The sequence below is a fragment of the Rugosimonospora africana genome, assembly GCF_016862975.1.
GTDB lineage: Bacteria > Actinomycetota > Actinomycetes > Mycobacteriales > Micromonosporaceae > Rugosimonospora > Rugosimonospora africana.
In genome coordinates, this window is the sequence record NZ_BONZ01000043.1 from 90,649 (window position 1) to 112,484 (window position 21,836).

19 protein-coding genes are annotated in these 21,836 nt (G+C 72.2%); 9 read left to right on the top strand and 10 right to left on the bottom strand.

Features of this window, described 5'->3' with window-relative positions; genetic code table 11:
- Positions 1 to 38: 38 nt before the first annotated feature.
- The 5 genes from Raf01_RS22940 to Raf01_RS22960 all read left to right on the top strand — a co-directional run bounded on the left by Raf01_RS22940 (position 39) and on the right by Raf01_RS22960 (position 5,307).
- On the top strand, positions 39 to 1,043 hold the full coding sequence (locus Raf01_RS22940; protein WP_203920020.1) for a phosphotransferase family protein: 1,005 nt from the start codon (positions 39 to 41) through the stop codon (positions 1,041 to 1,043).
- Positions 1,044 to 1,052: 9 nt separating this feature from the next.
- A complete protein-coding gene (locus Raf01_RS22945; protein ID WP_203920021.1) occupies positions 1,053 to 2,264 on the top strand; it encodes an acyl-CoA dehydrogenase family protein in 1,212 nt (403 codons plus the stop codon).
- Positions 2,265 to 2,320: 56 nt separating this feature from the next.
- Positions 2,321 to 2,953: a TetR/AcrR family transcriptional regulator gene (locus Raf01_RS22950; RefSeq protein WP_203920022.1), complete on the top strand. Its 633-nt coding sequence runs from the start codon at positions 2,321 to 2,323 to the stop codon at positions 2,951 to 2,953.
- Positions 2,940 to 4,133 (top strand): acyl-CoA dehydrogenase family protein, encoded by a 1,194-nt coding sequence (locus tag Raf01_RS22955; protein ID WP_203920023.1) that lies wholly within the window; start codon positions 2,940 to 2,942, stop codon positions 4,131 to 4,133. Before Raf01_RS22950 ends, Raf01_RS22955 begins: the two co-directional genes overlap by 14 nt.
- A gap of 91 nt (positions 4,134 to 4,224) precedes the next feature.
- On the top strand, positions 4,225 to 5,307 hold the full coding sequence (locus tag Raf01_RS22960; RefSeq protein ID WP_203920024.1) for an acyl-CoA dehydrogenase family protein: 1,083 nt from the start codon (positions 4,225 to 4,227) through the stop codon (positions 5,305 to 5,307).
- On the opposite strand, the gene Raf01_RS22965 is transcribed toward Raf01_RS22960, so the two are convergent.
- The 4 genes from Raf01_RS22965 to Raf01_RS22980 form a co-directional block, all read right to left on the bottom strand.
- Positions 5,288 to 5,950, bottom strand: coding sequence for a Rossmann-fold NAD(P)-binding domain-containing protein (locus Raf01_RS22965; RefSeq protein ID WP_203920025.1), 663 nt, complete (start codon positions 5,948 to 5,950; stop codon positions 5,288 to 5,290). The genes Raf01_RS22960 and Raf01_RS22965 overlap by 20 nt on opposite strands.
- Complete coding sequence (gene recD2, locus Raf01_RS22970) at positions 5,947 to 8,157, bottom strand: SF1B family DNA helicase RecD2 (protein WP_203920026.1); 2,211 nt, start codon at positions 8,155 to 8,157, stop codon at positions 5,947 to 5,949. Before recD2 ends, Raf01_RS22965 begins: the two co-directional genes overlap by 4 nt.
- A gap of 296 nt (positions 8,158 to 8,453) precedes the next feature.
- Complete coding sequence (locus Raf01_RS22975) at positions 8,454 to 9,074, bottom strand: YflT domain-containing protein (RefSeq protein WP_239133831.1); 621 nt, start codon at positions 9,072 to 9,074, stop codon at positions 8,454 to 8,456.
- Positions 9,075 to 9,289: 215 nt separating this feature from the next.
- Positions 9,290 to 9,727 (bottom strand): universal stress protein, encoded by a 438-nt coding sequence (locus Raf01_RS22980; RefSeq protein WP_239133832.1) that lies wholly within the window; start codon positions 9,725 to 9,727, stop codon positions 9,290 to 9,292.
- A gap of 117 nt (positions 9,728 to 9,844) precedes the next feature.
- Between Raf01_RS22980 and Raf01_RS22985 the strand changes: the two genes are divergently transcribed.
- Complete coding sequence (locus Raf01_RS22985; RefSeq protein WP_203920028.1) at positions 9,845 to 11,953, top strand: alpha-galactosidase; 2,109 nt, start codon at positions 9,845 to 9,847, stop codon at positions 11,951 to 11,953.
- A gap of 39 nt (positions 11,954 to 11,992) precedes the next feature.
- On the opposite strand, the gene Raf01_RS22990 is transcribed toward Raf01_RS22985, so the two are convergent.
- The 3 genes from Raf01_RS22990 to Raf01_RS23000 form a co-directional block, all read right to left on the bottom strand.
- Positions 11,993 to 12,937 (bottom strand): LLM class F420-dependent oxidoreductase, encoded by a 945-nt coding sequence (locus Raf01_RS22990; protein WP_239133833.1) that lies wholly within the window; start codon positions 12,935 to 12,937, stop codon positions 11,993 to 11,995.
- Between the two features lie 152 nt (positions 12,938 to 13,089).
- Positions 13,090 to 13,764, bottom strand: coding sequence for a response regulator (locus Raf01_RS22995; protein ID WP_203920029.1), 675 nt, complete (start codon positions 13,762 to 13,764; stop codon positions 13,090 to 13,092).
- On the bottom strand, positions 13,761 to 15,182 hold the full coding sequence (locus Raf01_RS23000) for a sensor histidine kinase (RefSeq protein ID WP_203920030.1): 1,422 nt from the start codon (positions 15,180 to 15,182) through the stop codon (positions 13,761 to 13,763). Before Raf01_RS23000 ends, Raf01_RS22995 begins: the two co-directional genes overlap by 4 nt.
- Positions 15,183 to 15,425: 243 nt before the next feature.
- On the opposite strand from Raf01_RS23000, the gene Raf01_RS23005 reads away from it, so the two are divergent.
- Positions 15,426 to 16,808, top strand: coding sequence for an alpha/beta hydrolase family protein (locus Raf01_RS23005; protein ID WP_203920031.1), 1,383 nt, complete (start codon positions 15,426 to 15,428; stop codon positions 16,806 to 16,808).
- An 89-nt stretch (positions 16,809 to 16,897) separates the two neighbouring features.
- Here the strand turns inward: Raf01_RS23005 and Raf01_RS23010 are convergent, their stop codons facing one another.
- Complete coding sequence (locus Raf01_RS23010; RefSeq protein ID WP_203920032.1) at positions 16,898 to 18,256, bottom strand: MFS transporter; 1,359 nt, start codon at positions 18,254 to 18,256, stop codon at positions 16,898 to 16,900.
- Positions 18,257 to 18,535: 279 nt separating this feature from the next.
- Between Raf01_RS23010 and Raf01_RS23015 the strand changes: the two genes are divergently transcribed.
- Positions 18,536 to 18,961, top strand: a complete 426-nt coding sequence (locus tag Raf01_RS23015) for a winged helix-turn-helix transcriptional regulator (RefSeq protein ID WP_203920033.1) — start codon at positions 18,536 to 18,538, stop codon at positions 18,959 to 18,961.
- Between the two features lie 412 nt (positions 18,962 to 19,373).
- Positions 19,374 to 20,342 (top strand): NAD(P)/FAD-dependent oxidoreductase, encoded by a 969-nt coding sequence (locus tag Raf01_RS23020; RefSeq protein WP_203920034.1) that lies wholly within the window; start codon positions 19,374 to 19,376, stop codon positions 20,340 to 20,342.
- Between the two features lie 136 nt (positions 20,343 to 20,478).
- On the opposite strand, the gene Raf01_RS23025 is transcribed toward Raf01_RS23020, so the two are convergent.
- Together Raf01_RS23025 and Raf01_RS23030 are read right to left on the bottom strand one after the other, a co-directional pair.
- Positions 20,479 to 21,123, bottom strand: a complete 645-nt coding sequence (locus tag Raf01_RS23025) for a hypothetical protein (RefSeq protein WP_203920035.1) — start codon at positions 21,121 to 21,123, stop codon at positions 20,479 to 20,481.
- Positions 21,124 to 21,161: 38 nt separating this feature from the next.
- Entirely contained in the window at positions 21,162 to 21,824 is a 663-nt protein-coding gene (locus tag Raf01_RS23030; RefSeq protein WP_203920036.1) for an HAD family hydrolase, read from the bottom strand.
- Positions 21,825 to 21,836: the final 12 nt, after the last annotated feature.

The following is a 21,836-nucleotide window of genomic DNA, read 5'->3' on the forward strand; positions in this document are numbered from 1 at the left end:
AGCCTCCATACCGACCAGTCGGTATGGAGGTCGGTCGGATGGCGCAGGTTCCCGGGCTCGACCTCGACCGTGCCGGCCACCTGCTGCTCGACGCCGCCGACGGGCGGCTGACCGGGCCGCTGGTCGCCGAGGTGATCAGCGGCGGCCGGTCCAACCTCACCTACCTGGTGCGCGGGCAGGCCGGCCGGATCGTGCTGCGCCGCCCGCCGCTGGGCCTGGTGCTGCCCTCGGCGCACGACATGTCCCGGGAGTACCGGGTGACCTCGGCCCTGGCCGGCGCCGGGTTCCCGGTCGCCCGGCCGCTGATGCTGTGCACCGACGAGGATGTCATCGGCGCCCCGTTCTATCTGATGGAGTATGTCGACGGCATCGTGCTGCGCGACGACGCGCTGCGCGGGGTGCCGGCGGAGGCGGCCCGGCGCCAGGGTGAGGTACTCGTCGACACGCTGCTGCGGTTGCACGCTATCGACTACACCGCGATCGGGCTGGCCGAGTTCGGGCGGCCCGACGGCTACCTGCTGCGCCAGGTGAAGCGCTGGCACCGGCAGTGGGAAGGTGCCAAGACCCGGGAGTTGCCGCTGCTGGAGGAGGTGACCGGGCGCCTGCTCGACGCCGTACCGGCGTCGCCCCGGCCGGGCATCGTGCACGGCGACTACCGACTGGACAATGTCATGTTCGACCGGTCCGGCGTGGACATCGCCGCGGTCATGGACTGGGAGATGGCCACGATCGGCGACCCGCTGGCCGACGTCGGGCTGCTGGTGGTCTACAGCGGGCAGACCGGGCTGCGCGGCACCGCGCGGGTGCCGGACGGGTTCCCGTCCGGCACCGAGCTGACCGAGCGGTATGCGCGGGGCAGCGGCATCCCGGTGGAGGGCCTGGACTGGTACGTCGCCTTCGGCAACTTCAAGCTCGCCGTCATCTCCGAGGGCATCCACGCCCGCTACCTGCAGGGCAAGACGGTCGGCGAGGGGTTCGAGACGTTCGGCTCGGCGGTGCCGGTGCTGATCGAGCAGGCGCACGCCGTACTGCACAAGAGGTAAGGAGCCATCATGGACTTCGGGTTCAGCGACAAGGCGCGCTCGATCCAGCAGCGCGCGACGGAATTCCTGACCGAATGCGTGTACCCGGCGGAGCCGGTCTTCGCCGAGCAGTTGGCCGCGCGTCCGGACGAGTGGACCGCGCCGCCGGTGATGGAGGACCTCAAGAAGCAGGCCCGCGAGCGCGGGCTGTGGAACCTGTTCCTGCCGCACTCGCAGTGGGGGGCCGGACTGTCCAATCTGGAGTACGCACCGATCGCCGAGATGGCCGGGCGCAGCCCGCACATCGCGCCGGAGGCGATGAACTGCGCCGCTCCGGACACCGGCAACATGGAGCTGCTGGCCATGTTCGGCACGCCGGAGCAGCAGGAGCAGTGGCTGAAACCGTTGCTGGCCGGTGAGATCCGGTCGTGCTTCTCGATGACCGAGCCCGAGGTGGCCAGCTCCGACGCGAACAACGTGGCCACCCGGATCGAGCGGGAGGGCGACGACTACGTCATCACCGGGCGCAAGTGGTGGTCGTCGGGGGCGATGAGCCCGCGGTGCAAGCTGTCCATCGTCATGGGGGTCAGCGACCCGGACGGGGAGCGGCACCAGAGGCACAGCATGGTCCTCGTGCCGATGGACAGCCCCGGGCTGACCGTCGTGCGGCCGACCACCGTGTTCGGGTACGGCGACCAGGCACACGGCGGGCACGCCGAGGTCGTGTTCGACCGGGTGCGGGTACCGGCCGGCAACCTGCTCGGCGCTCCGCACCGCGGCTTCGCGCTGGCTCAGGCCCGGCTGGGACCGGGTCGCATCCACCACTGCATGCGCGCGATCGGCATGGCCGAGCGGGCGCTGGAGCTGATGTGTCAACGGGCGCTGGACCGGCGCGCGTTCGGTTCGGCGATCGCCGACCAGGGCGTGGTACGCGACTGGATCGCCGAGGCGCGGCTGCGCATCGAGCAGGCCCGGTTGCTGGTGCTCAAGGCCGCCTGGCTGATGGACACGGTGGGCAACAAGGGCGCGGCGATGGAGATCGCGGCCATCAAGGTGGTCGCGCCGGACGCCGCCCGGTGGGTCATCGACCGGGCCATCCAGGTGCACGGCGCGGCCGGGGTCAGCCAGGACACCCCGCTGGCCTACCTGTACGCGCACCTGCGCACGCTGCAGATCGCCGACGGCCCCGACGAGGTGCACCGGCGCACGGTCGCGCGCCAGGAACTCGCCCGGTGGCGGTGAGCGAAGCATCGTGAGGGTGAGTGGAGTATCGTGGCGGTGAGCGGAGTCCGGTGGCGGTGAGTCGAGCCAGCGTCGCCCGGCGGGTCCTCGACGCGGCCGTGGAGCTGTTCGCGGAGCAGGGCTTCGACGCCACCTCGGTGCAGGAGGTGGTGGAGCGGGCCCAGGTCACCAAGGGCGCGATGTACCACTACTTCCGGTCCAAGGACGCCCTGCTCTACGAGATCTACCACGAGCTGATCACCGTTCAGCTCGACGGCATGGACCGCATCCTGGCGGTGGGCGGGGCGGGGCCGCGGACGCTGCGCGCCATCATCGTGGACCTGGTGGTGACGACCGCGGCCCAGCTGGGCGCGGCCACGGTGTCCGCCAGGGAGCTGCACAAGCTCGCCGGTGAGCCGGCGGCCGCGCTGCGCGCCCAGCGCCGCCGGTACCACGAGGGGGTACGGGACCTGATCGCGCGCGGGCAGCGCGACGGCGAGTTCGGCTCGACGGTCTCGGCGCAGACCGCGACGTTGATGGTGTTCGGCATCGTCAACCAGCTACCCCAGTGGTACCGGCCGGACGGGGCGACGTCGCCTCGCGAACTGGCCGACGAGATCGCCGGCTTCGTCCTCACCGGCCTCGGCGCACGTGCCGCGGAAGAGGCCGGCGACAATGACACGAGACAGGAGCGGCATGCAGACCGATGAGCTGACCGGCCGGGTGCGCGAGTTTCTCGCGGCCCACGACCCGGCGGGCACGCAGCGGCTCGACTTCCTGCGCGCCCGCTTCGACGCGGGCCTGGCGTGGGTGAGCTTCCCGGTCGGGCTCGGCGGTCTGGGGCTGTCCCGGGCCGCGCAGCCGGCCGTCGACGCCGCTTTCGCCGCGGCCGGCGCCCCGGACAACGATCCGCTGAGCATCGGCATCGGATTGGGCATGGCGGCACCGACGATCCTCCGGCACGGTACGGACGAGCAGCGCCAGCGCTGGCTCCGTCCACTGTGGACCGGCGAGGAAGTGTGGTGCCAGCTGTTCAGCGAGCCCGGCGCCGGCTCGGACCTCGCCGCGCTCGGCACCCGTGCGGTGCGCGGCACCGGGCCGGACGGGACGGACGGCTGGATCGTGAACGGCCAGAAGGTGTGGACGTCCATGGCGCACCAGGCCCGGTGGGCGATCCTGCTCGCCCGTACCGATCCGGACCTGCCCAAGCATCAGGGCATCACGTACTTCGTGTGCGACCTGACGCACCCCGGCGTCGACGTGCGCCCGCTGCGCCAGATCACCGGCGAGGCCGAGTTCAACGAGGTGTTCCTCACCGACGTGTGGATCCCCGACGGGTACCGGTTGGGCGGCGTCGGCGAGGGCTGGCGTGTCGCGCAGACCACCCTGATGAACGAGCGGGTCGCCATCGGCGGCGGCGCGGTGCCCCGCGAGGCGGGGATGATCGGTGCCCTCAGCCGCACCTGGCGCGAGCGGCCGGAGCTGCGGGGCCCGGGTACGCACGACGCGCTGATGAAGCTGTGGGTCGCCGCCGAGGCCGGCCGGCTCGCCGCGACCCGGCTGCGCGAACAGCTCGCCGCCGGGCAGCCGGGCGCCGAGGGCTCCGCGGTCAAGTACGCGTTCGCCCGGCTCAACCAGGAGGTGTCCGGCTTCGAGCTGGAGCTGCTGGGTGCCGACGGACTGACCTACGACGACTGGACGATGCGCCGACCGTCGCATGTGGACTGGGAGAACCGATCGCCCGGATACCGGTACCTGCGGGCGAAGGGTAACTCCATCGAGGGCGGTACGTCGGAGATCCTCTGCAACATCATCGCCGAGCGGGTGCTCGGGCTGCCGCCGGAGCCCAGGGCGGACAAGGACGTCGCGTGGAAGGACCTGCCCCGGTGAGCGAGCGTAGCGAGCGAACCATCACGCACAGCCCCGTTGAGCTCCGTCGTGCCGGCGAGCGCCGGTCCGCCAAGACCGCCGAGGCGGTGCGATGAGTACCCTCCTTTACTCCGACGTCGAGGAAGACCTGCGCGCCTCGGTTCGCCAGGCGCTGGACCGCCCGGCGGGCGGCGACGCGTGGCGCGCGCTGGCGACCGGCATCGGCTGCGCCGGCCTGGCGGTACCCGAGGAGTTCGGCGGTGCCGGCGCGTCCTGGCGCGAGGCCGCCGTGGTCGCCGAGGAGGTGGGCCGGGCCGCCGCGCCGGTACCGTGGCTGGGCAGCGTCCTGGGCACCGCGGCCCTGACCACCGCGGCTGTGGGCACAGCGGCTGTGGACACCGCGGCCCCGCTGTCGGCCGGCGCGCGGGACCTGCTGCCCGCGGTCGCGTCCGGCGACCTGCTCGCGGTCCTGGTGCTGCCGCTGTCCACGCCGCCCGGCGCACCGGTACCGGCGACGGTCCGGGCCGACGGGCACGCGCTGACCGGCTCCGTGACCACCGTCGCCGACGCGCAGGGCGCCGGCGTGCTCATCGTGCCCACCCCGGACGGCCTGTACGCGGTGGACGCCGCGCACGCCGAGCAGACCCCGGTCACCGCGCTGGACCAGACCCGTCCACTGTCGACGGTCACGTTCTCGTCCGCCCAGGCCACCCGGCTCGGCGACGGGGCAATGGCCGGCGCGGCGTGGGCCGCGGCGCTGCGGATCGGAGCCGCGGTACTGGCCGGCGAGCAACTGGGCGTCGCCGAATGGTGCCTCTCGTCCACTGTGGACTATGTGAAGACCCGGTACCAGTTCGCCCGGCCGGTCGGCTCCTTCCAGGCGGTCAAGCATCGGCTCGCCCAGCTGTGGGTGGACGTGACCCAGGCCCGGGCGGTGGCCCGGTACGCGGCCGGCTGCGTCGCCGACGACGATCCGGACGCGGCCGTGGCGGCCAGCCTCGCCCAGGCGCACTGCGGCCCGGTCGCGGTACGGGCGGCCGAAGAGTGCGTGCAACTGCACGGAGGCATCGGCTTCACCTGGGAGCACCGGGCGCACTGGTACCTGAAGCGGGCCAAGGCCGCCGCCATCGCGCTGGGTACCGCGACCCAGCACCGGGCCGCGCTCGGCGACCTGGTCAGCCTGCCACCGAATTGATGTCCGGGTTCTCCAGGATGCGTTGTGGCGCACCGGTCTTCGCCACGTTGATCATCGCGCGGCCGACCCGTTCGGTCGTGGTCACGTGCCGGGGCGCCACCCTGCGCAGCACCGGGTAGAACGGCGTGGTCACCCGGTACAGCAGCCGGTACAGCGTGGTCTTCGAGGTGGCACCGTGCATCGGCTGGATGTACCCGGGCCGGAACAGGTACGTCTCCAGCGGCATGGCCAGCAGCGCGTTCTCGGTGCGTCCCTTGACCCGGGCCCACATGGTGCGCCCGCGCTCGGTGCTGTCCGTACCCTGCCCGGACACGTAGACGAACGTCGAGCCCGGGTTCAACCGGGCGAGGGTCTGCCCGGCGGCCACCGTGATGTCGTAGGTGACCCGCCGGTACGCGTCCTCGTTCATGCCGGTCGATGACACGCCGAGACAGAAGAAGCACGCCTCATATCCGGTCAGCTGGTCCTCGACCGGAGCGAAGTCGGTGAGGTCGTCGCGTACCAGTTCGGTCAGCTTCGGGTGCTGCCGGCCGGTGGGCGTGCGCCCGACGGTCAGTACCCGCTCGATCTGGTCGTCGAGCAGGCACTCGCGCAGTACGCCCTGCCCGAGCATGCCGGTGGCGCCGAACACGATCACCTTCATGCGCGTACGCCTCCCGTTTCATCCAGCCGGTATGTCAACGCGGTGTGCCGGCGACCGGCGCCGACCGTGCGTACCGCGGCCGCCAGCGCGCGCCGCGAACCCACCAGTACCACCAGCTTCTTCGCCCGGGTGACCGCGGTGTAGAGCAGGTTGCGTTGCAGCATCATCCAGGCGCTGGTGGTCAGCGGGATCACCACTGCCGGGTACTCCGAGCCCTGCGAGCGGTGGATCGTCATCGCGTACGCGTGCGACAGCTCGTCCAGCTCGTCGAACTCGTACTCGATGTCCTCGTCCTCGTCGGTGCGCACGGTCAGCGTCTGTTCCTCGGTGGACAGCGCGGTCACCACGCCCAGCGTGCCGTTGAAGACGCCGGCCGCGCCCTTCTCGTAGTTGTTCCGGATCTGGGTCACCTTGTCGCCGATCCGGAACACCCGGCCGCCGACCCGCCGCTCCGGCAACCCTTCCCGGGCCGGCGTGAGCGCCTGCTGCAGCAGCGTGTTGAGCGCGCCCGCGCCGGCCGGACCGCGGTGCATCGGCGCCAGCACCTGAACGTCCCGGCGAGGGTCGAGGGAGAACCGGCTCGCGATGCGCCGGCACGCGACGTCCACGGTCAGCTCGGCGGTCGCCTCGGTGTCCTCGTTTGGAAACAGGAAGAAGTCCGGCAGGCCGGTGGTCACCGGTGGCCGGCCGGCGTTGATCCGGTGGGCGTTGGTGACCACACCGGACTCCTGCGCCTGGCGGAAGATCTGGGTGAGCCGCACCCGGGGTACCGCCTCGGCGGCCAGCAGGTCACGCAGCACCTCACCGGCGCCGACCGAGGGCAACTGGTCGACATCGCCGACGAGCAGCACGTGCGCGCCCGCCGGAATCGCCTTCACCAGCTTGTTGGCCAGGATCAGGTCCAGCATCGACGCCTCGTCGACAACCAGCAGGTCGGCGTCGAGGGGGTGATCCCGGTCGAACGACGGGTCGCCACCCGGGCGCAGTTGCAACAGCCGGTGCACGGTCGCCGCCGGGTATCCGGTCAGCTCGGCGAGCCGCTTCGCCGCCCGCCCGGTCGGCGCGACCAGTACTACCTTGGCACGCTTGGCGGCGGCCAGTTCCACGATGGACCGTACCGTGAAGCTCTTTCCACAGCCCGGCCCGCCGGTCAGCACGGCGACCTTCGAGGTGAGGGCGAGCCGCACCGCCTGTTCCTGCTCGGGTGCGAGCTCGGCGCCGGTGCGCCGGTGCAGCCAGGCCAGCGCCTTGTCCCAGTCGACGCCGGCGAAGTGCGGCATCCGGTCGGCACTGTTTCGCAGCAATCGCAGCAGGCTGCCGGCGAGTGCGGTCTCGGCGCGATGGAACGGCACCAGGTACACCGCAGTGACCTCGCCCGGCAGCGTCTCGCGTACCACGCCCTCGGCCTCGGCCAGCTCGTCGAGGCAGCGGTCGATGAGGTCGGCCGGTACTCCCAGGATCTTTCCGGCGTCCGTGACCAGCTGGGCCTGCGGGAGGAAGCAGTGGCCGTCGTCGGTGGCCTCCGACAGGGTGTACTGGAGCCCGGCCTTCACCCGTTCCGGGCTGTCGTGCGGGATGCCGACCGCCTGGGCGATGGTGTCCGCCGTCTTGAACCCGATGCCCCACACGTCGGCGGCAAGCCGGTACGGCTCCTCCCGGACGACCGAGATGGACTCCTCACCGTACGTCTTGAAGATGCGCACCGCGAGCGATGTCGACACGCCCACGCCCTGCAGGAAGACCATCACCTCCTTGATGGCCTTCTGCTCCTCCCAGGCGGCGATGATCTTCGCGGTCCGCTTGGGTCCGAGCCCCGGCACCTCGATGAGCCGGTCCGGCGTCTGCTCGATGACATCCAGCGTGTCCACGCCGAAGCGCTCGACGATCCGCTCGGCGAATCGGGGTCCGATGCCCTTGATCAGACCGGATCCGAGGTACCGCTGGATGCCCTGCACGGTGGCGGGCAGCACGGTGGTGTACGACTCCACCTCGAACTGCCGGCCGAACTTCGGGTGGCTGGACCAGCGCCCGCGCAGCCGTAGGCTCTCCCCGGGCTGGGCGCCGAGCAGGGCACCGACGACGGTCAGCAGGTCGCTGCCGGAGTCGGTGGCGACCCGGGCGACGGTGTAGCCGGTCTCCTCGTTGACGTACGTCAGGCGCTCCAGCACGGCGTCCAGGACGGCGGTGTGCGGGCGCGGTGCGGTCACCGGGCCATCGTATTCCGACTGGCCTGGGTCGCCGCGCGGCCTCAGACGCGCCGAGCCAGACTGGTCGGACGATTGGCCTGGGTCGCCGCGCGGCGCCAGACGCGCCGAGCGGCGCGTTCCGCGCACGTCGTGGGCCGGCCGGTCGCGGCGCGCGTGACCGCACCCGCGGGTGTGCCCGGCTCCGGCGGGTCGCCTGCCGCCGGAGCCGGGAGCTGAGTGCCTGCCGGAACCGCGTGCCGGGCCGGCGGTGAGGTGGGACATCGCCGAGCGCCCCAGCAGTTCGTCAGGCGCGCCCGTCAGGCCCGCCCGTCGGGTCCGCCGGTCAGGCCCCCGTCGCCGTCCGGGGGCGTCATCGTCGCCTGCCAGTTCAACCGGGTCAGCAACTGCCTGGCCTGCTCCGCGTGTGCCGCGTCCACGTTCACCGCGTAGTGACTGGCCAGCAGCGAGGTACGTGAGCTGAAGTCCCGGCGGCCACCGGTCGCCGCGTGCGCGATGGCGCCGAAGATGGCACCCCAGGCCGTGGCGATGACGATCGCGGCCACCAGAACCTGCCACCACGACGAGACGGTGAAGATCCCCACCAGCAGACCGATGAGTACGCCGAACCACGCACCGCTCGCCGCGCCGGCCAGCGCTGCCCGGCCGGTGGTCAACCGGCCCAGTACGTTTTCCACCAGTCGCAGGTCGGTACCGACGATGGAACTCTGCTGCACCGGAAAGCCGTTGTCGGACAGGAAGTCCACCGAGCGCTGCGCGGACGGGTAGTCGTCGAACGAGGCGACCTGGGCGGTGGGGCCGGGGTTGGGTAACCCGTTGGCCGGGATGGACGGCACGCCTCCCGGACCCGACGGGAGCCGGTTCGCGAGGTTGGCGAAAGTGGACATCGGGCCACCCGAGGGCATGGACGGTGTACTCATCTGCAGCCTCCGTTTCGCAAACCCCGTTCCCAGGGTCCAGGGGCAGCTAACGTCGCGACGCGGCTAACTCGGAGAGTGCCTGATATTTTCTCGCCCGGCCGGCTTTCGCCGGCCCGAATCCGCGACTGGTCTGGGTCGTCGCGCGGCGCTGGACGCGCCGAGCCGGACTGGTCGGAGCGCCGCCGTGAACCGGGCGCTGCCAGCCGACCGGCCGGTCAGGGGACCACGATGATCGGCCACCGGCCGGTCCGGACCAGCCGGACCGCCATCGAGCCGGCGATCCGGTGCGCCAGTTGCGTGGAGGCGCCGACCACGATGCCGTCCGCGCGCACCTGGTCGGCGACCCTGACCAGTTCGGTGAACGGATCGCCGGTCACCGCGACGAACGTCGCGGACACGCCGCGCGCCGCCGCCTGCTCGGCGACCTGCTGCCGCAGGTCCTCGGTGATCTCGGCGGCCGCCTGCCGGGCCAGCGCCATGCTCTGCGGAGCCATGTTCGCGAACCGGCTCGGCGCGGACACGTGGACCACGACCAGCTTGGAGTGCTGCCGGCGGGCCAAGCCGACGGCGTATGCGCCGGCCCGCATCGACGTCACCGAACCGTCGACACCGACCATGATGACGCGAGGTCCGTCGGTGCCCAACTCGAACATGTCCCAGAGAGTAAAGGGGATCACGGCGCATTTGTCCATGGGCGGGCCGGCGTCCGGTCGAGATTGGCGCGAGTGCGGGACGGTGTGAGACGGCGGCGGGCTCGATAAGCTTCGCGGATGTTCCCGATCGAGTACGACGCCGCGAGCCGGACCTGGCTGCTGTCCACTCCGGGCACCGGCTACGCGATGCGGTTGGGCGATGACGGCACGCTGCGCCACCTGTACTGGGGCGCGCCGCTCACGCTGGAACAGGCCGCCGCCGTACCCGCGCCACGGCCGGTCACCATGACGCAGTTCGAGGGGCGCGAGTACGACATCGAGGAGTTGCCGGTCGAGGGCGGCGCCCGGTTCGGTGCGGTGGCACTGCGGGTACGGTTCGCCGACGGCACCCGGGGACTCGAACTGGCGTACGCCGACCATGCCACCGACGGCGGCACTCTGCGGATCCGGTTCGTCGACCGCCACTACCCGGTCGAGGTCGGCCTGCACTATCGCGTGCGCCCGGACTCCGACGTCATTGAGCGGTGGACGTCCGTTGCCAACACCGGCGGCGAACCGGTCGAGGTGTTGCGCGCCGACTCGGCGGTGTGGCCGATCCCGGGCAGGCCGGGTTACGCGCTGCGCCACGTCACCGGCCACTGGGGCGGCGAGACGCAGTTGGAGCGGGCCGGGCTGGCGCGGGGGGAGACCGTGCTGACCAGCCGGCGCGGCACCACCGGCCACCACGCGAACCCGTGGCTGACCATCGACGCCGCCGATGCCGGCGAGGAGCACGGCGAGGTGTTCAGCACCGCGCTGGCCTGGAGCGGCACGTGGCGGCTGACCGTCACGCGTACCGCCACCGACGTGGTGTCGGTGAGTGCCGGTGCCGGCCACGAAGGCGTGGGCTGGCGGCTGCGTCCCGGGCAGCGGCGGGACACGCCGGTCTCCGCCGGCCTGCGCTCGACCGGCGGGTACGGCGGCGCCAGCGACGCCTGGCACCGCTATGTGCGTACGCACGTTCTGCCGCACCCGGACGAGCTGCGGCCGGTGACGTACAACTCCTGGGAGGCCACCGGGTTCACCGTCGATGAGGCTGGGCAGCGGTTGCTGGCGCGGCAGGCCGCCGCACTCGGGGTCCAGCTGTTCGTGATGGACGATGGCTGGTTCGGCGCCCGAGTGAGCGACCACGCCGGCCTCGGCGACTGGACGGTCAACCCGGACCGGTTCCCGAACGGGCTCGCTCCGCTGGTCGACGAGGTGCACCAGCTCGGCATGAAGTTCGGCATCTGGGTCGAGCCGGAGATGGTGAACCCGGACAGCGACCTGTATCGCGCGCACCCGGACTGGGTGCTGCACTTCCCGAACCGCCGGCGCACCGAGCTGCGCCAGCAACTGGTGCTCAACTTCGCCCGGCCGGACGTGGCCGAGTGGGCGCACGGTTGGCTGGACGAGCTGGTTGGCAAGAACGGCATCGACTTCCTGAAGTGGGACATGAACCGGCCGTTCACCGAGGCCGGCTGGCCGGACGGCAGCGAGGACGCGGACCGGCTCTGGATGTCCTATGTGGACAATCTGTACCGGGTCATCGACCGGCTGCGCGCCGACCACCCGGGACTGCGCATCCAGTCCTGCTGCGGCGGTGGCGGCCGGGTCGACCTGGGCATCCTGCGGCGCACCGACGAGGTGTGGACCTCCGACAACACCGACGCGTACGACCGGCTGGCGATCCAGCACGGGTACGGGCAGCTCTACCCGGCGGCCACGATGTGCGCGTGGGTGACCGACGTACCGAACTTCCTGACCGGACGTACCGTGCCGCTGCGGTTCCGCTTCCACGTCGCGATGGCCGGCGTGCTGGCCATCGGCGGCAACCTGCCGGAGTGGACCGAGTCGGAGCTGGCCGAGGCCGGTCCGCTGGTGGCCCAGTACAAGAGGATCGCGCCGGTGGTGCAGCGCGGCCGGCTGCACCGGCTGTTGCCGCCGGTCGGCGACGGGCTGTCCGCGGTGCAGTACGTGGCGCCGGACGGCCGCGAGTCGGCGGTGTTCTGCTGGCTGCCCGCCCCGCACTTCGGCCACACCGTGCCGGCGCTGCGGCTGCGCGGCCTGGATCCGGCGGGCCGGTACCGCGACGAGGAGACCGGCGAGGTGCACCACGGCGCCGTACTGCTCGGGCACGGGCTGCGGCCGTCGCTGCCGGCCGGCGACTACGCCAGCGCGCTGGTGCACCTCGTTCGGGTGGACTGACAGGCGTGAGTGAACTGACGGGCGTTGGCCCGGCCGGCTTCAGCGTTGGTAGTGCTCCGCGACCGCGATCGCGTCGGTGACCGTGTCCCGGGACGGATCCAGCGGGACGAACGCGAGCACCGGCACGTGCACTCCATTGTGGACATAGCGGCGCACGTGCGCCGCGCACTCCGCCGGAGTGCCGATGACGAACAACTCGTCGACGAGCGCGTCCTCGACCGCCTGGACGGCCGCCCGCCGGTCACCGGCCTGCCACGCCCGCCACATCGGCTCCAGCCGTTCACTGCGGCCCAGGAAACGCTGGAAGTCCGCGTAGCCGGGCACCGTCAGGTATCCGGTGATCAGCCGCTTCGCCGCCGCCCGCACCGCGTCCGGCTCATCGGTCGGGCAGAGGAAGACACGTGCCGCGACCCGCTTGCCCGGCCCGCCCTCGTGCACGTACGGCACCACCGTGGCGACATCGTCCGCGGACAGCCAGTTGAGGATCGCGCCGTCGCCGAGCGAACCGGCCAGCCGCAGCATGGTCGGGCGCAGGGCCGCGACGAGGATCGGTGGCGGGGTGGCCGGCGGTCGCTCCAGCCGGAATCCGTTCGGCAGCTTCTCGCCGGCCAGCGCCGCGCGCAGGAACTCCACGCTCTCCCGGACCCGGCGCACCGGCCGCCGGTACGGGATGCCGTTCCACCGCTCGACGATCGCCGGGGACGCCGCGCCCACGCCGAGCGTGAACCTGCCCGGTGCCGCCTCGGCGAGCCCGGCGGCGCTCATCGCCAGCAACGCCGGCCCGCGCTGGAACACCCCGGCGATGGCGGTGCCGAACCGGGCGCCGGGCAGCACCGCGGCGGCGTGGACCAGCGGGGTGAACGCGTCGAACCCGGCGGTCTCGCTGCTCCAGAACTCGTCGTAGCCGGACTCGGCCAGCCGGGGAAGCACGGTCGCGTGCTCGGGCAGCGACATGCCCAGCGGAATGGTGATGCCGAGCGTCACGGCCGGCCGCCGTCCGTCGTCGATGACGCGCGTTCTCGCCTCATCGTCCGCACTATACCGGCGTTCCGGCCCTGCGCTACCCGTCGGTAACCCGAGTGGGCTCGCCGCCGCTGGCCGTGCCGCCGGGCGCCGGCGACGGGATGTGCCGCCGGCTATTCGCCGGGCACGATCAATCCCGACTCGTACGCGAAGACAACCGCCTGCACCCGGTCGCGCAGGTCCAATTTGGACAGTACCCGGCCGACGTGGGTCTTCACCGTCTGCTCCGCGACGACCAGCTCATCGGCGATCTCGGTGTTGGACCGGCCCCGAGCGACCAGCCGGAGCACCTCCAGCTCGCGCGGTGTCAGCGTGTCCAGCGCGGCCGGCCGCGCCCGGGCCGCCCGTGGCCGGGCGGCGAAGTCGGCGATCAGCCGCCGGGTCACCGACGGCGCCAGCAGCGCGTCGCCCGAGGCCACCACCCGGACCGCGTGCACCAGCTCGGCACCGCGCGCGTCCTTGAGCAGGAACCCGCTGGCGCCGGCGCGCAGCGCCTCGTACACGTAGTCATCCAGGTCGAACGTGGTCAACATCAGCACCCGGGGCCGATGTGTCCCCGGCGGTACGTCGAGCAGGCGTCGGGTGGCCTCCAACCCGTCCAGCACCGGCATCCGGACGTCCATCAGCACCACGTCCGGATCGGTGCGCCGCGCCAGCGCCACCGCTTGGGCGCCGTCCGCCGCGTCACCGACGACGATCAGGTCCGGCTGCGCGGCCAGGAGCGCGCCGAATCCCTCGCGTACCATCGCCTGGTCGTCGGCGATCAGCACCCGGATGCTGCCGGTCATTCGGAAACCTCCAGCGGCAGCACCGCGCGTACGGCGAAACCGCCCTCGACAGTCGGCCCGGCGGACAGTTCGCCGCCGAGTAGCGCGACCCGTTCCCGCATGCCGACCAGCCCGTGCCCTCCCCGGCGCCCACCCGCGCCAGCCGACGGTGCCGCGCTCCCGGGTCCGGCATTCGCCGCGGTTCCGGCGTTCGCGGCAGCCGTGGGTCCGACCGGCGGCGCGGCCCGGCCCGGGCCGTTGACCACGCTCAGCCGCACCGCATCGGGAGCGTAGTCGACAGTCACCTCGACCGCCGCGCCGGCCGCGTGCCGGCCCGCGTTGGACAGCGACTCCTGCACGATTCGGTACCCGCACACGCCCACCGTCGCCGGTATCGACGACTCTGGCTCGGTACGTCTGGCGCCGCGCCGCGACCCAGACCAGTCGCCGGGCGCCCGCCCGCGTACCGACAGGTCGACCCGTACCCCGGCCCGCCGGGCCGCGTCCACCAACTCGGGAAGCTCGCCCAGATCCGGCTGTGGAGCGCGTTGCGCCGCCGTCTGTTCGCTGCGCAGCACGCCGAGCAGCCGGCGCATCTCGGTCAGCGCCTCCCGGGCCGCGCCGCTGATCGCGCTGAACTCCTCCAGCAGCGGCTCCGGTACCGCGTCGTGCCGGTACGGCGCCGTCTCCGCCTGTACCGCGATCAGCGACATGTGGTGCGCCACCACGTCGTGCAGCTCCCGGGCGATCCGGGCACGTTCCTCGAGAGCCGCGCGCCGGCTGGCCTCCCGTTCACTGAGGTCGGTCTGCACCCGAAGGGCGCGCTGGGTGCGCGAGCGTGCCGCCAGCGTGTCCAGCAGCACCACCACGACCGTGAACGCGACATTGGCGCCGACCGCGTCGCTGCCGCCCGGCCCCCACACCCACAGCAGCGGTACCATCAGCGCCCACATCGTCCACAGCAGAGCCCGCGGATATCGCAGGCCGGCGACGCAGAACGCGAGCCCGAGCACCGGGATCTGCACCGGGTCCCACACCCAGGTGCCCCACGGTCGCTCCGGGACCAACGGGATCAGCAACGCCCCCAGGTATCCCAACCGCCACGCCAGCAACGGGTACCGCACGATCAGTGGCAGCGGAAGCAGCTGAGCCAGCGCGACCAGCGGCGCCCACACCCCGACCGACGGGTGGACGTGCTCGACGACGGTCGCCTCCATGCCGAACAGCCCGATGGTCACCACGACCAGTGCCGCGATGACGGCCCAGCGAACCCCGCGCGGGCGGCCCGCCAGCCAGGACGGCCGGGTGTCGGCACCGAGCGCGACGGTGCGCAGTGCCCGTGCCACCGTGCGCACCGCCCGGCGGCCCGCGTCGGGGCGCCCCGGCCACACCGTGCGCGGCCAGGATTCCGCCTGTCCCGGCTTGGTACCCGTCTCCATGACTGCCCAGCGTAGGCGGCTCGTCGTGTACCGGCGTGACTCCACCGGGGGACCTTCGCGTGATACCCGGGTATCACCGCGCCCCCTACCCGGGTCCCACCCGGTGCCCGGGAATGCCGCTCCCCGGCGTGACGCGCCTCGCACGGCCCCGCTCCTACCGTCGGCATCCGTCAGCGAGAAACGAAGCGACAAACGAAGCGACCAAACGAAGCGACCAAACGAAGCGACAACGAGGGAGACAGGATGAACAGGCGCAGAACCGCCCAATCGGCCGGACCGACCGGGCACCGTGCCAGCGGCGCCACCACGGTGCCTGCCGCCAAGCTGCGTGCCGGTACGGTGCTCGCCGCCGGGCTCGCGCTGGCGGCCGGGCTGGCGCTGGCCGGCGTGACACCCGGTTCGGCGTCTGCGGCCGCTACCACCGCTGGCCGAGCGAGCGCGGCCACCGGGACCAAGGCAGACGGCAAGGTGCGAGGCAGCCTGCCCACGCCCGCCGGGCCATACCGGGTGGGTACCGTGGCGCTGCACCTGATCGACCGGTCCCGGCCCGATCCCTGGGTCAGCGAACCGCCGTACCGCGAGCTGATGGTCAGCCTGTTCTACCCGGCGGCGGCGACCGGCCGGGCCAGCGCGCCGTACATGCTGCCCAAGGCGGCCGACCACTTCGACTCGGTGACTGCCAACGGCTACCTCGGCCTCAACCTGCCGACCGGGCAAGTGGACTGGGCGGACACCGCCACCCACGCATACTCCGGCGCGCCCGTCGACCGCCGGGCCGGCAGTCTGCCGGTGGTGGTCTACTCACCCGGGTTGGGGGAGCCGCGTACCTGGTCGACCACGCTCGTCGAGCAGTTGGCCAGCCGCGGGTACCTGGTGGTGACCATCGACAACACGTACGAGTCGCCGGAGGTGCAGTTCCCCGACGGCCGGCTCGCGCTGCTCTCGGATCCGCAGCCGACCGTCCCGTGGGTCACGAAGTTGCTGACCACCCGGTCGGCCGACACGTCGTTCGTCCTGGACCAGCTGACCGCCATCAACCGCGGTGGCGGTCGGGACCTCGCGATCCCGGCCGGCCTGCGCGGCGCGATGAACCTGAGCGCGATCGGCATGCTCGGCCACTCGGCCGGCGGGTTCGCCTCGGCCCAGGCGATGCACGACGACCCGCGCATCCGGGCCGGTGTGAACCTGGACGGCACCATGACGCTCAACCCGGATCCGGCCGCGGTGAACGATCCGGCGTACTTCCCGGACGTGGTGAAGTCCGGCCTGGACCGCCCGTTCCTGCTGATGGGCAGCGACGGGGAGGGCGGCGAGAGCTACCAGAACGATGCCTCCTGGGCCGCCTTCGGGGCACACAGCACCGGTTGGCACGCCGACCTGACCCTGCGCGGCTCCGCACACGCCTCGTTCACCGACGCGGAGACGCTGGTACCGCAGATCGCGTCGGCGGTGAACCTGCCGGCGCAGACCGTCACGGATGACATCGGCACGCTCGCTCCGGCACGCGCCGTCACGGTCGAGGACGACTACCTGGCCGCGTTCTTCGACCGATTCCTGCGGCACCGGGACGGCCACCTGCTGGACGGTCCGTCTCCCCGGTACCCGGAGATGTCCTTCGTCGGGTGACCGGCCCCGGCTTCCCGGCCCGGCTTCCCAATCAGGTGGCTCCCGATCGCGACGCGATCGGGAGCCACCGGTGGTTCAGCTTCGAGCGGTCAGTCACGCGCGGTCGCCGGCCGCCGCAGCGCCACCACCGCCAGCAGGAATGCCGCCGCCACCGCGCCGGCCGCCGTGACAAACGCCAGGTGGTACCCGCTGGTGAGGGCCGCCGCGTCGGCGTGACCGGCGTCCCGCAACTGATCGGTACGGGAGTCCGCCAGGGTGGCCAGGACCGCCAGGCCGAGCGCGGCGCCGACCTGCTGCACCGTGTTCACCAGCCCGGAGACCAAGCCCGAGTCGCTGGGCGTGGCACCGGACATAGCCAGCGTGGTGACCGCCGGGAGGGTCAGGCCGCCGCCGAGCCCGAGCAGGACCAGGGCCGGCAGGAGGTCCACCGGGTACCGGCCGTGCACCGGTACCCGGGCGACCAGCAGGAGCCCGGCCACGATCAGCGCCAGCCCGGCCAGCAGTACCGCGCGGGGACCGAAGCGACCGTTGAGCCGGGCCGAGAACCCCAACGACACGATGCCGATGACCACCGCGGTCGGGGCCACCGCCAGGCCTGCGCGTGCCGGACCGTACCCGAGGACCTGCTGCAGGTACAGCATGCTCAGGAACTGGTACCCGATCATCGCCGCGACCATCAGCGCCTGGATCCCGTTGCCCGCCGAGACGTTCCTCGACCGGAAGATGCGCAGTGGCAGCAACGGATTCGCGGCGGTCGCCTGGCGAGCGAGGAAGCCGCCGAGCAGCACCACCGCCGCGGCGCCCCAGCCGAGCGTCTGCGCCGATCCCCAGCCGTAGTCACTGGTCCGCACGATGGCGTACACGCCCACCATCAGGCCGGCGGTCCCCAGCACGGCACCCGCGACGTCGGCCCCGGCACGCAGCCCCTCCCCGCGACCGGCCGGTGCGAGCCGCACCGCCAGAGCGCCGACGAGCAGCCCGATCGGTACGTTGACGAAGAAGATCCAGTGCCAGTTCAGGGCCTCGGTCAGCGCGCCGCCGAGCAGGAACCCGACCGACGCCCCGGCCGCGCCCACGAAGCTGTACACACCGATGGCCAGAGCCCGCTCACGCGCCTCCGGGAACATCGGCACGATCATGCCGAGGACCACCGCCGAGGTCGTCGCCCCGCCGATGCCCTGGACGAACCGCGCGGCGATCAGCTCCGGCGCGTTCCCGGCCAGCCCGCAGGCCAGCGACGCGAGAGTGAACAGGACGAGTCCGGCCACGAACACGCGGCCCCGGCCGACCAGATCGCCCAGCCGGCCGAACAGCAGCAGGAGGCCGCCGAACGGGATCACGTACGCGTTGACCACCCAGGCCAGGCCGGAGGAGGAGAAGCCGAGATCGTGCTGGATCGACGGCAGCGCCACCGTCACGATGGTCTGGTCGAGAATGATCATCAGCATGCCCGCGCACAGCACGACCAGTGCGAGCCAGCGCGAGCGTACGGCCGGCGCGGGCCCGCGTCGGGCGGGTTCACGTTGAGTGGGTTCACGTTGGGCGGGTCGAGGTTGAGCGGATCCACGTCGGGCGGGTCCACGTTGGGCGATTCCGCCTTGAGTCGGGTCGCCTTGAGCCGGTCCGCGTTGAGCGGTGGCCTGGGTCATCGGTGCCTCCCTTGGTGCACGACTTGTAACAGTGCCCATCTTGTGTGACCATCGGAGGCGGCGTAAGGAGGCACATTCATGTCACAGGGAGCCAGCGTTGTACCGTTCGAGGTCGACGCCTCGTGCGTGGCATACGCCACAGGCGAGCGGGCGAAAGCCTGCACCGTCCGGGAGGTGCTCGACCGGGTTGGCGGCAAGTGGAGCATCGGCATCATCGTCGAGGCGAGCCAGGCTCCGGTGCGTTTCACCGAGTTGGAGCGCACGGTCGAGGGCATCAGCCGGCGGATGCTCACGCTGACCCTGCGCAACCTGGAGCGCGATGGCCTGCTGACCCGCACCGTCTACCCGACCGTCCCGCCGAAGGTGGAGTACCGCGCCACGCCCATGGCGCTTGAGCTGTACGACACGCTCGTGGCGCTCACCGGTTGGGCGGACCGGCACCGGGAGACGATCGCGGCGGCCCGCGACGAGTACGACCGGGAGCACGGCGCGGCCGTCGCCTGAAGCCGGCCCGCTGCCCCGCTGCCCGGCCGGCCCGCTGCCCCGCCGGCCCGCGCACTCGAGATCTTGGTACGAAACCACCTCGCGCGGGGCGGTTTCGCACCAAGATCTGAGGGTCATTCAGCCCGCCGGCCGGTGCGGCGCCGGTCGAATGAGTCACCCGGGACCGGGTAAGACCCGGGCAAGCCCGGGTCGCGTGCCGTGCGACCCGCACCGGAACTCAGCCACGGAGGTGAGCAGTGGCTTCGCGGGTCGGCAAGGGCGCCACCGTCTGGATCGTGATCGTGGCCATCGTCATCATCGGCATCATCCTTGCGATCACGCTGTCCTGCGGCGGCAAGGGCGGCGGCGGGTACTGATCTCGCTATGTAGGACGACCGTTCCAAATACTGGCAAGCGGGGCCATGATCGCCACATGCGTGAGTGCGACGTGGTGATCGTCGGAGGCAGCGTCGCCGGCCTCCAGGCGGCGTTGACCCTGGGCCGGGCGAGGCGCCGAGTCGTGGTCATCGACGACGGCCGGCCGCGCAACGGGCCGGCGCATCACGTGCACAACTTCCTCGGGCAGCCCTCCGTCACTCCCGCCGACCTGTTGGAATCCGGGCGGCGCATGCTGGCGCCGTACGACGTCACGCTCGTCGACGACCGGGTCGAGAACATCCGGGTCGAGGATGCCGGTACGCCTCGGTTCGAGGCCACCACCCGCCGGGGCGAGCGGTGGTCCGGCCGGTCGGTCGTGCTCGCGACCGGGTTGACCGACGAACTGCCCGACGTGCCCGGGGTCGCGCGGGGCTGGGGCGACCGCGTGGTGGCCTGCCCGCACTGCCACGGCTGGGAGGTGCGCGATCAGCCGCTGGCTCAGCTCGGCATGCGGGGCCTTCCGGCACGCGGGGTCGCGCGGGCGCTGCTGCTGAGCCGGTGGAGCGCCGACGTGGTTCTGTTCACCGACGGCGACGACCTCGACCGCGAGGACCGGATCCGGCTGGAGGCGGCCGGGGTACGGGTGGACACCGGGCGCGTCGACCGTGTCGAGGCGGGTACCCACGGGGTCGATGTCGTCCAGGCGGGCGGTCGGCGCACCGGGTACCGCGCGTTGTTCGTGGTCACCCGGCAGCACCAGCAGAGCGACCTCGCCGCCCGGCTCGGCTGCCAACTGGTGGCTGACGGCGCCCGGGCGGGCGCCGCGATGGCCGACCCGGACGGACGCACCAGCGTTCCCGGCGTCTGGGCGGCCGGCACCACGGCGTTTCCGGCGCTGTTGGCGATCGGCGCCGCCGGCCACGCGAGCACGGTGGCCACCGCGGTGCACGCGGCCCTGATCGACGACGACATCGCCGCGGCGATGACCGCCTGGCCTCGTCCAGCCCCGCCGAGCCCCGCCTAACCCCGCCGCCCGTTTCGCCCCCGCCGGTCTTGCCGGCCGCCCGGCCTCGCTGGCCCCGCCGGCCGTTCCGCCCCGCCGACTCCGCCGGCCCTGCCAGAAGTCAACCTCGCCCGGCCCCGCCGGCCGCCCAGCCTCGCTAGCGGGTCGGCGCGCTCCCGTCGAGCAACGCGGTGACCCGGGCGGCCAGGTCCGCCAGGGCGGGGTCGTGCCGCGCGGCGGCGCGTGCCAGCCGGGCCACGTCGCTGGCCCAGGCACCGGTTGCCCGGTCGCGCTCACCGATCCGGTCGAAACCCCGATCGAGCAGACCGCGGGCGTCGTCGTACCGTTCGCGGGCGATCGCCTTGACCGCCCCGAGAGCGTTGGCCAGGGCACTGGCCGGCCGCGACCATTCGCCCTCCCGGGCGCGCGCCCCCGGATTGTCGCTGTCGTAGTGCGCGTCGCCGGCCACCGAGGCGGCGCGGACATCCAGGTCCAGCCGCCAGAACAGCGGTACCCCGGCGAAGCGGACGAACAGCAGGCGGCGGCGGTCGGACCGGTGGAAGTCCGGATCGCTGCGCACGCTCTCGATCGGCCGTACCCGCCGCAGCGCCGCCACCGCGCTGGACAGGCATGCCGGGAACGACACGTCCGGTACTACCCAGGCGAGGTCGATGTCGCTGTACGCGTCGGCGGTGCCCGCCCCTAGCGAGCCGATCAGCTCGGTACGGGAGCCGGAGCAGCACGCGTCCAGCGCGGTACGCACCTCATCCGCCAGTGCCGCACGGCCGGTACCCGACGCCATGGCCACACGCTAGCCGCTCGCTCTGACAGCGATCGCCGCTAATCCCGGTCGGGCACCGACGAGATCCGCTCCATCGTGAGTTCGCTCAGGTCGTTCAGCGTCAGGTCGGCGAGGGCCAGCGCGTCGGACTGCGGCGGGTAGGTCGGATGCGGGATGGCGACGACCGCCATGCCGGCCGCGGCGGCCGACCGCAGCCCGTTGCTGGAGTCCTCGACCGCGATGCAGTCCTTGGGTGCCAGCCGCAGCCGGTCGGCGATCGTCAGGTACACGTCCGGGTCGGGCTTGCCCCGCTCGACCTCCTCGGTCGACATGGTGACCTCGAACGCCTGCGTCAGCTGTGCCGTCTCCAGTACCCGGTCGATCAGTGAGCGGGGCGACGAACTGGCCAGCCCGCGGCGGTACCCGTCGCCGATCCGGTACACCGTCTCCACCGCGCCGGGCATCAGCGGCAGGTCGACCTCGTACCGCTCGCGCATCTCGGCGATGACCTCATCGGCGACCTCGGCCGGATCCTTGCCGACACCGAGTTCCTGGCTCAGGTACGTGGCCCACTCCGAGGTGCTCATGCCCATCAGCCGTGACTGGCTGTCCGGTTGCCACTGGCCGCCGTGCCGCAAGACGTAGGCGCGGCGGACCTCCTCCCACACCGGCTCCGAGTCGATGAGAATGCCGTCGAGGTCGAAGACGACTGCCTGAATCATGAGTCACGCTCC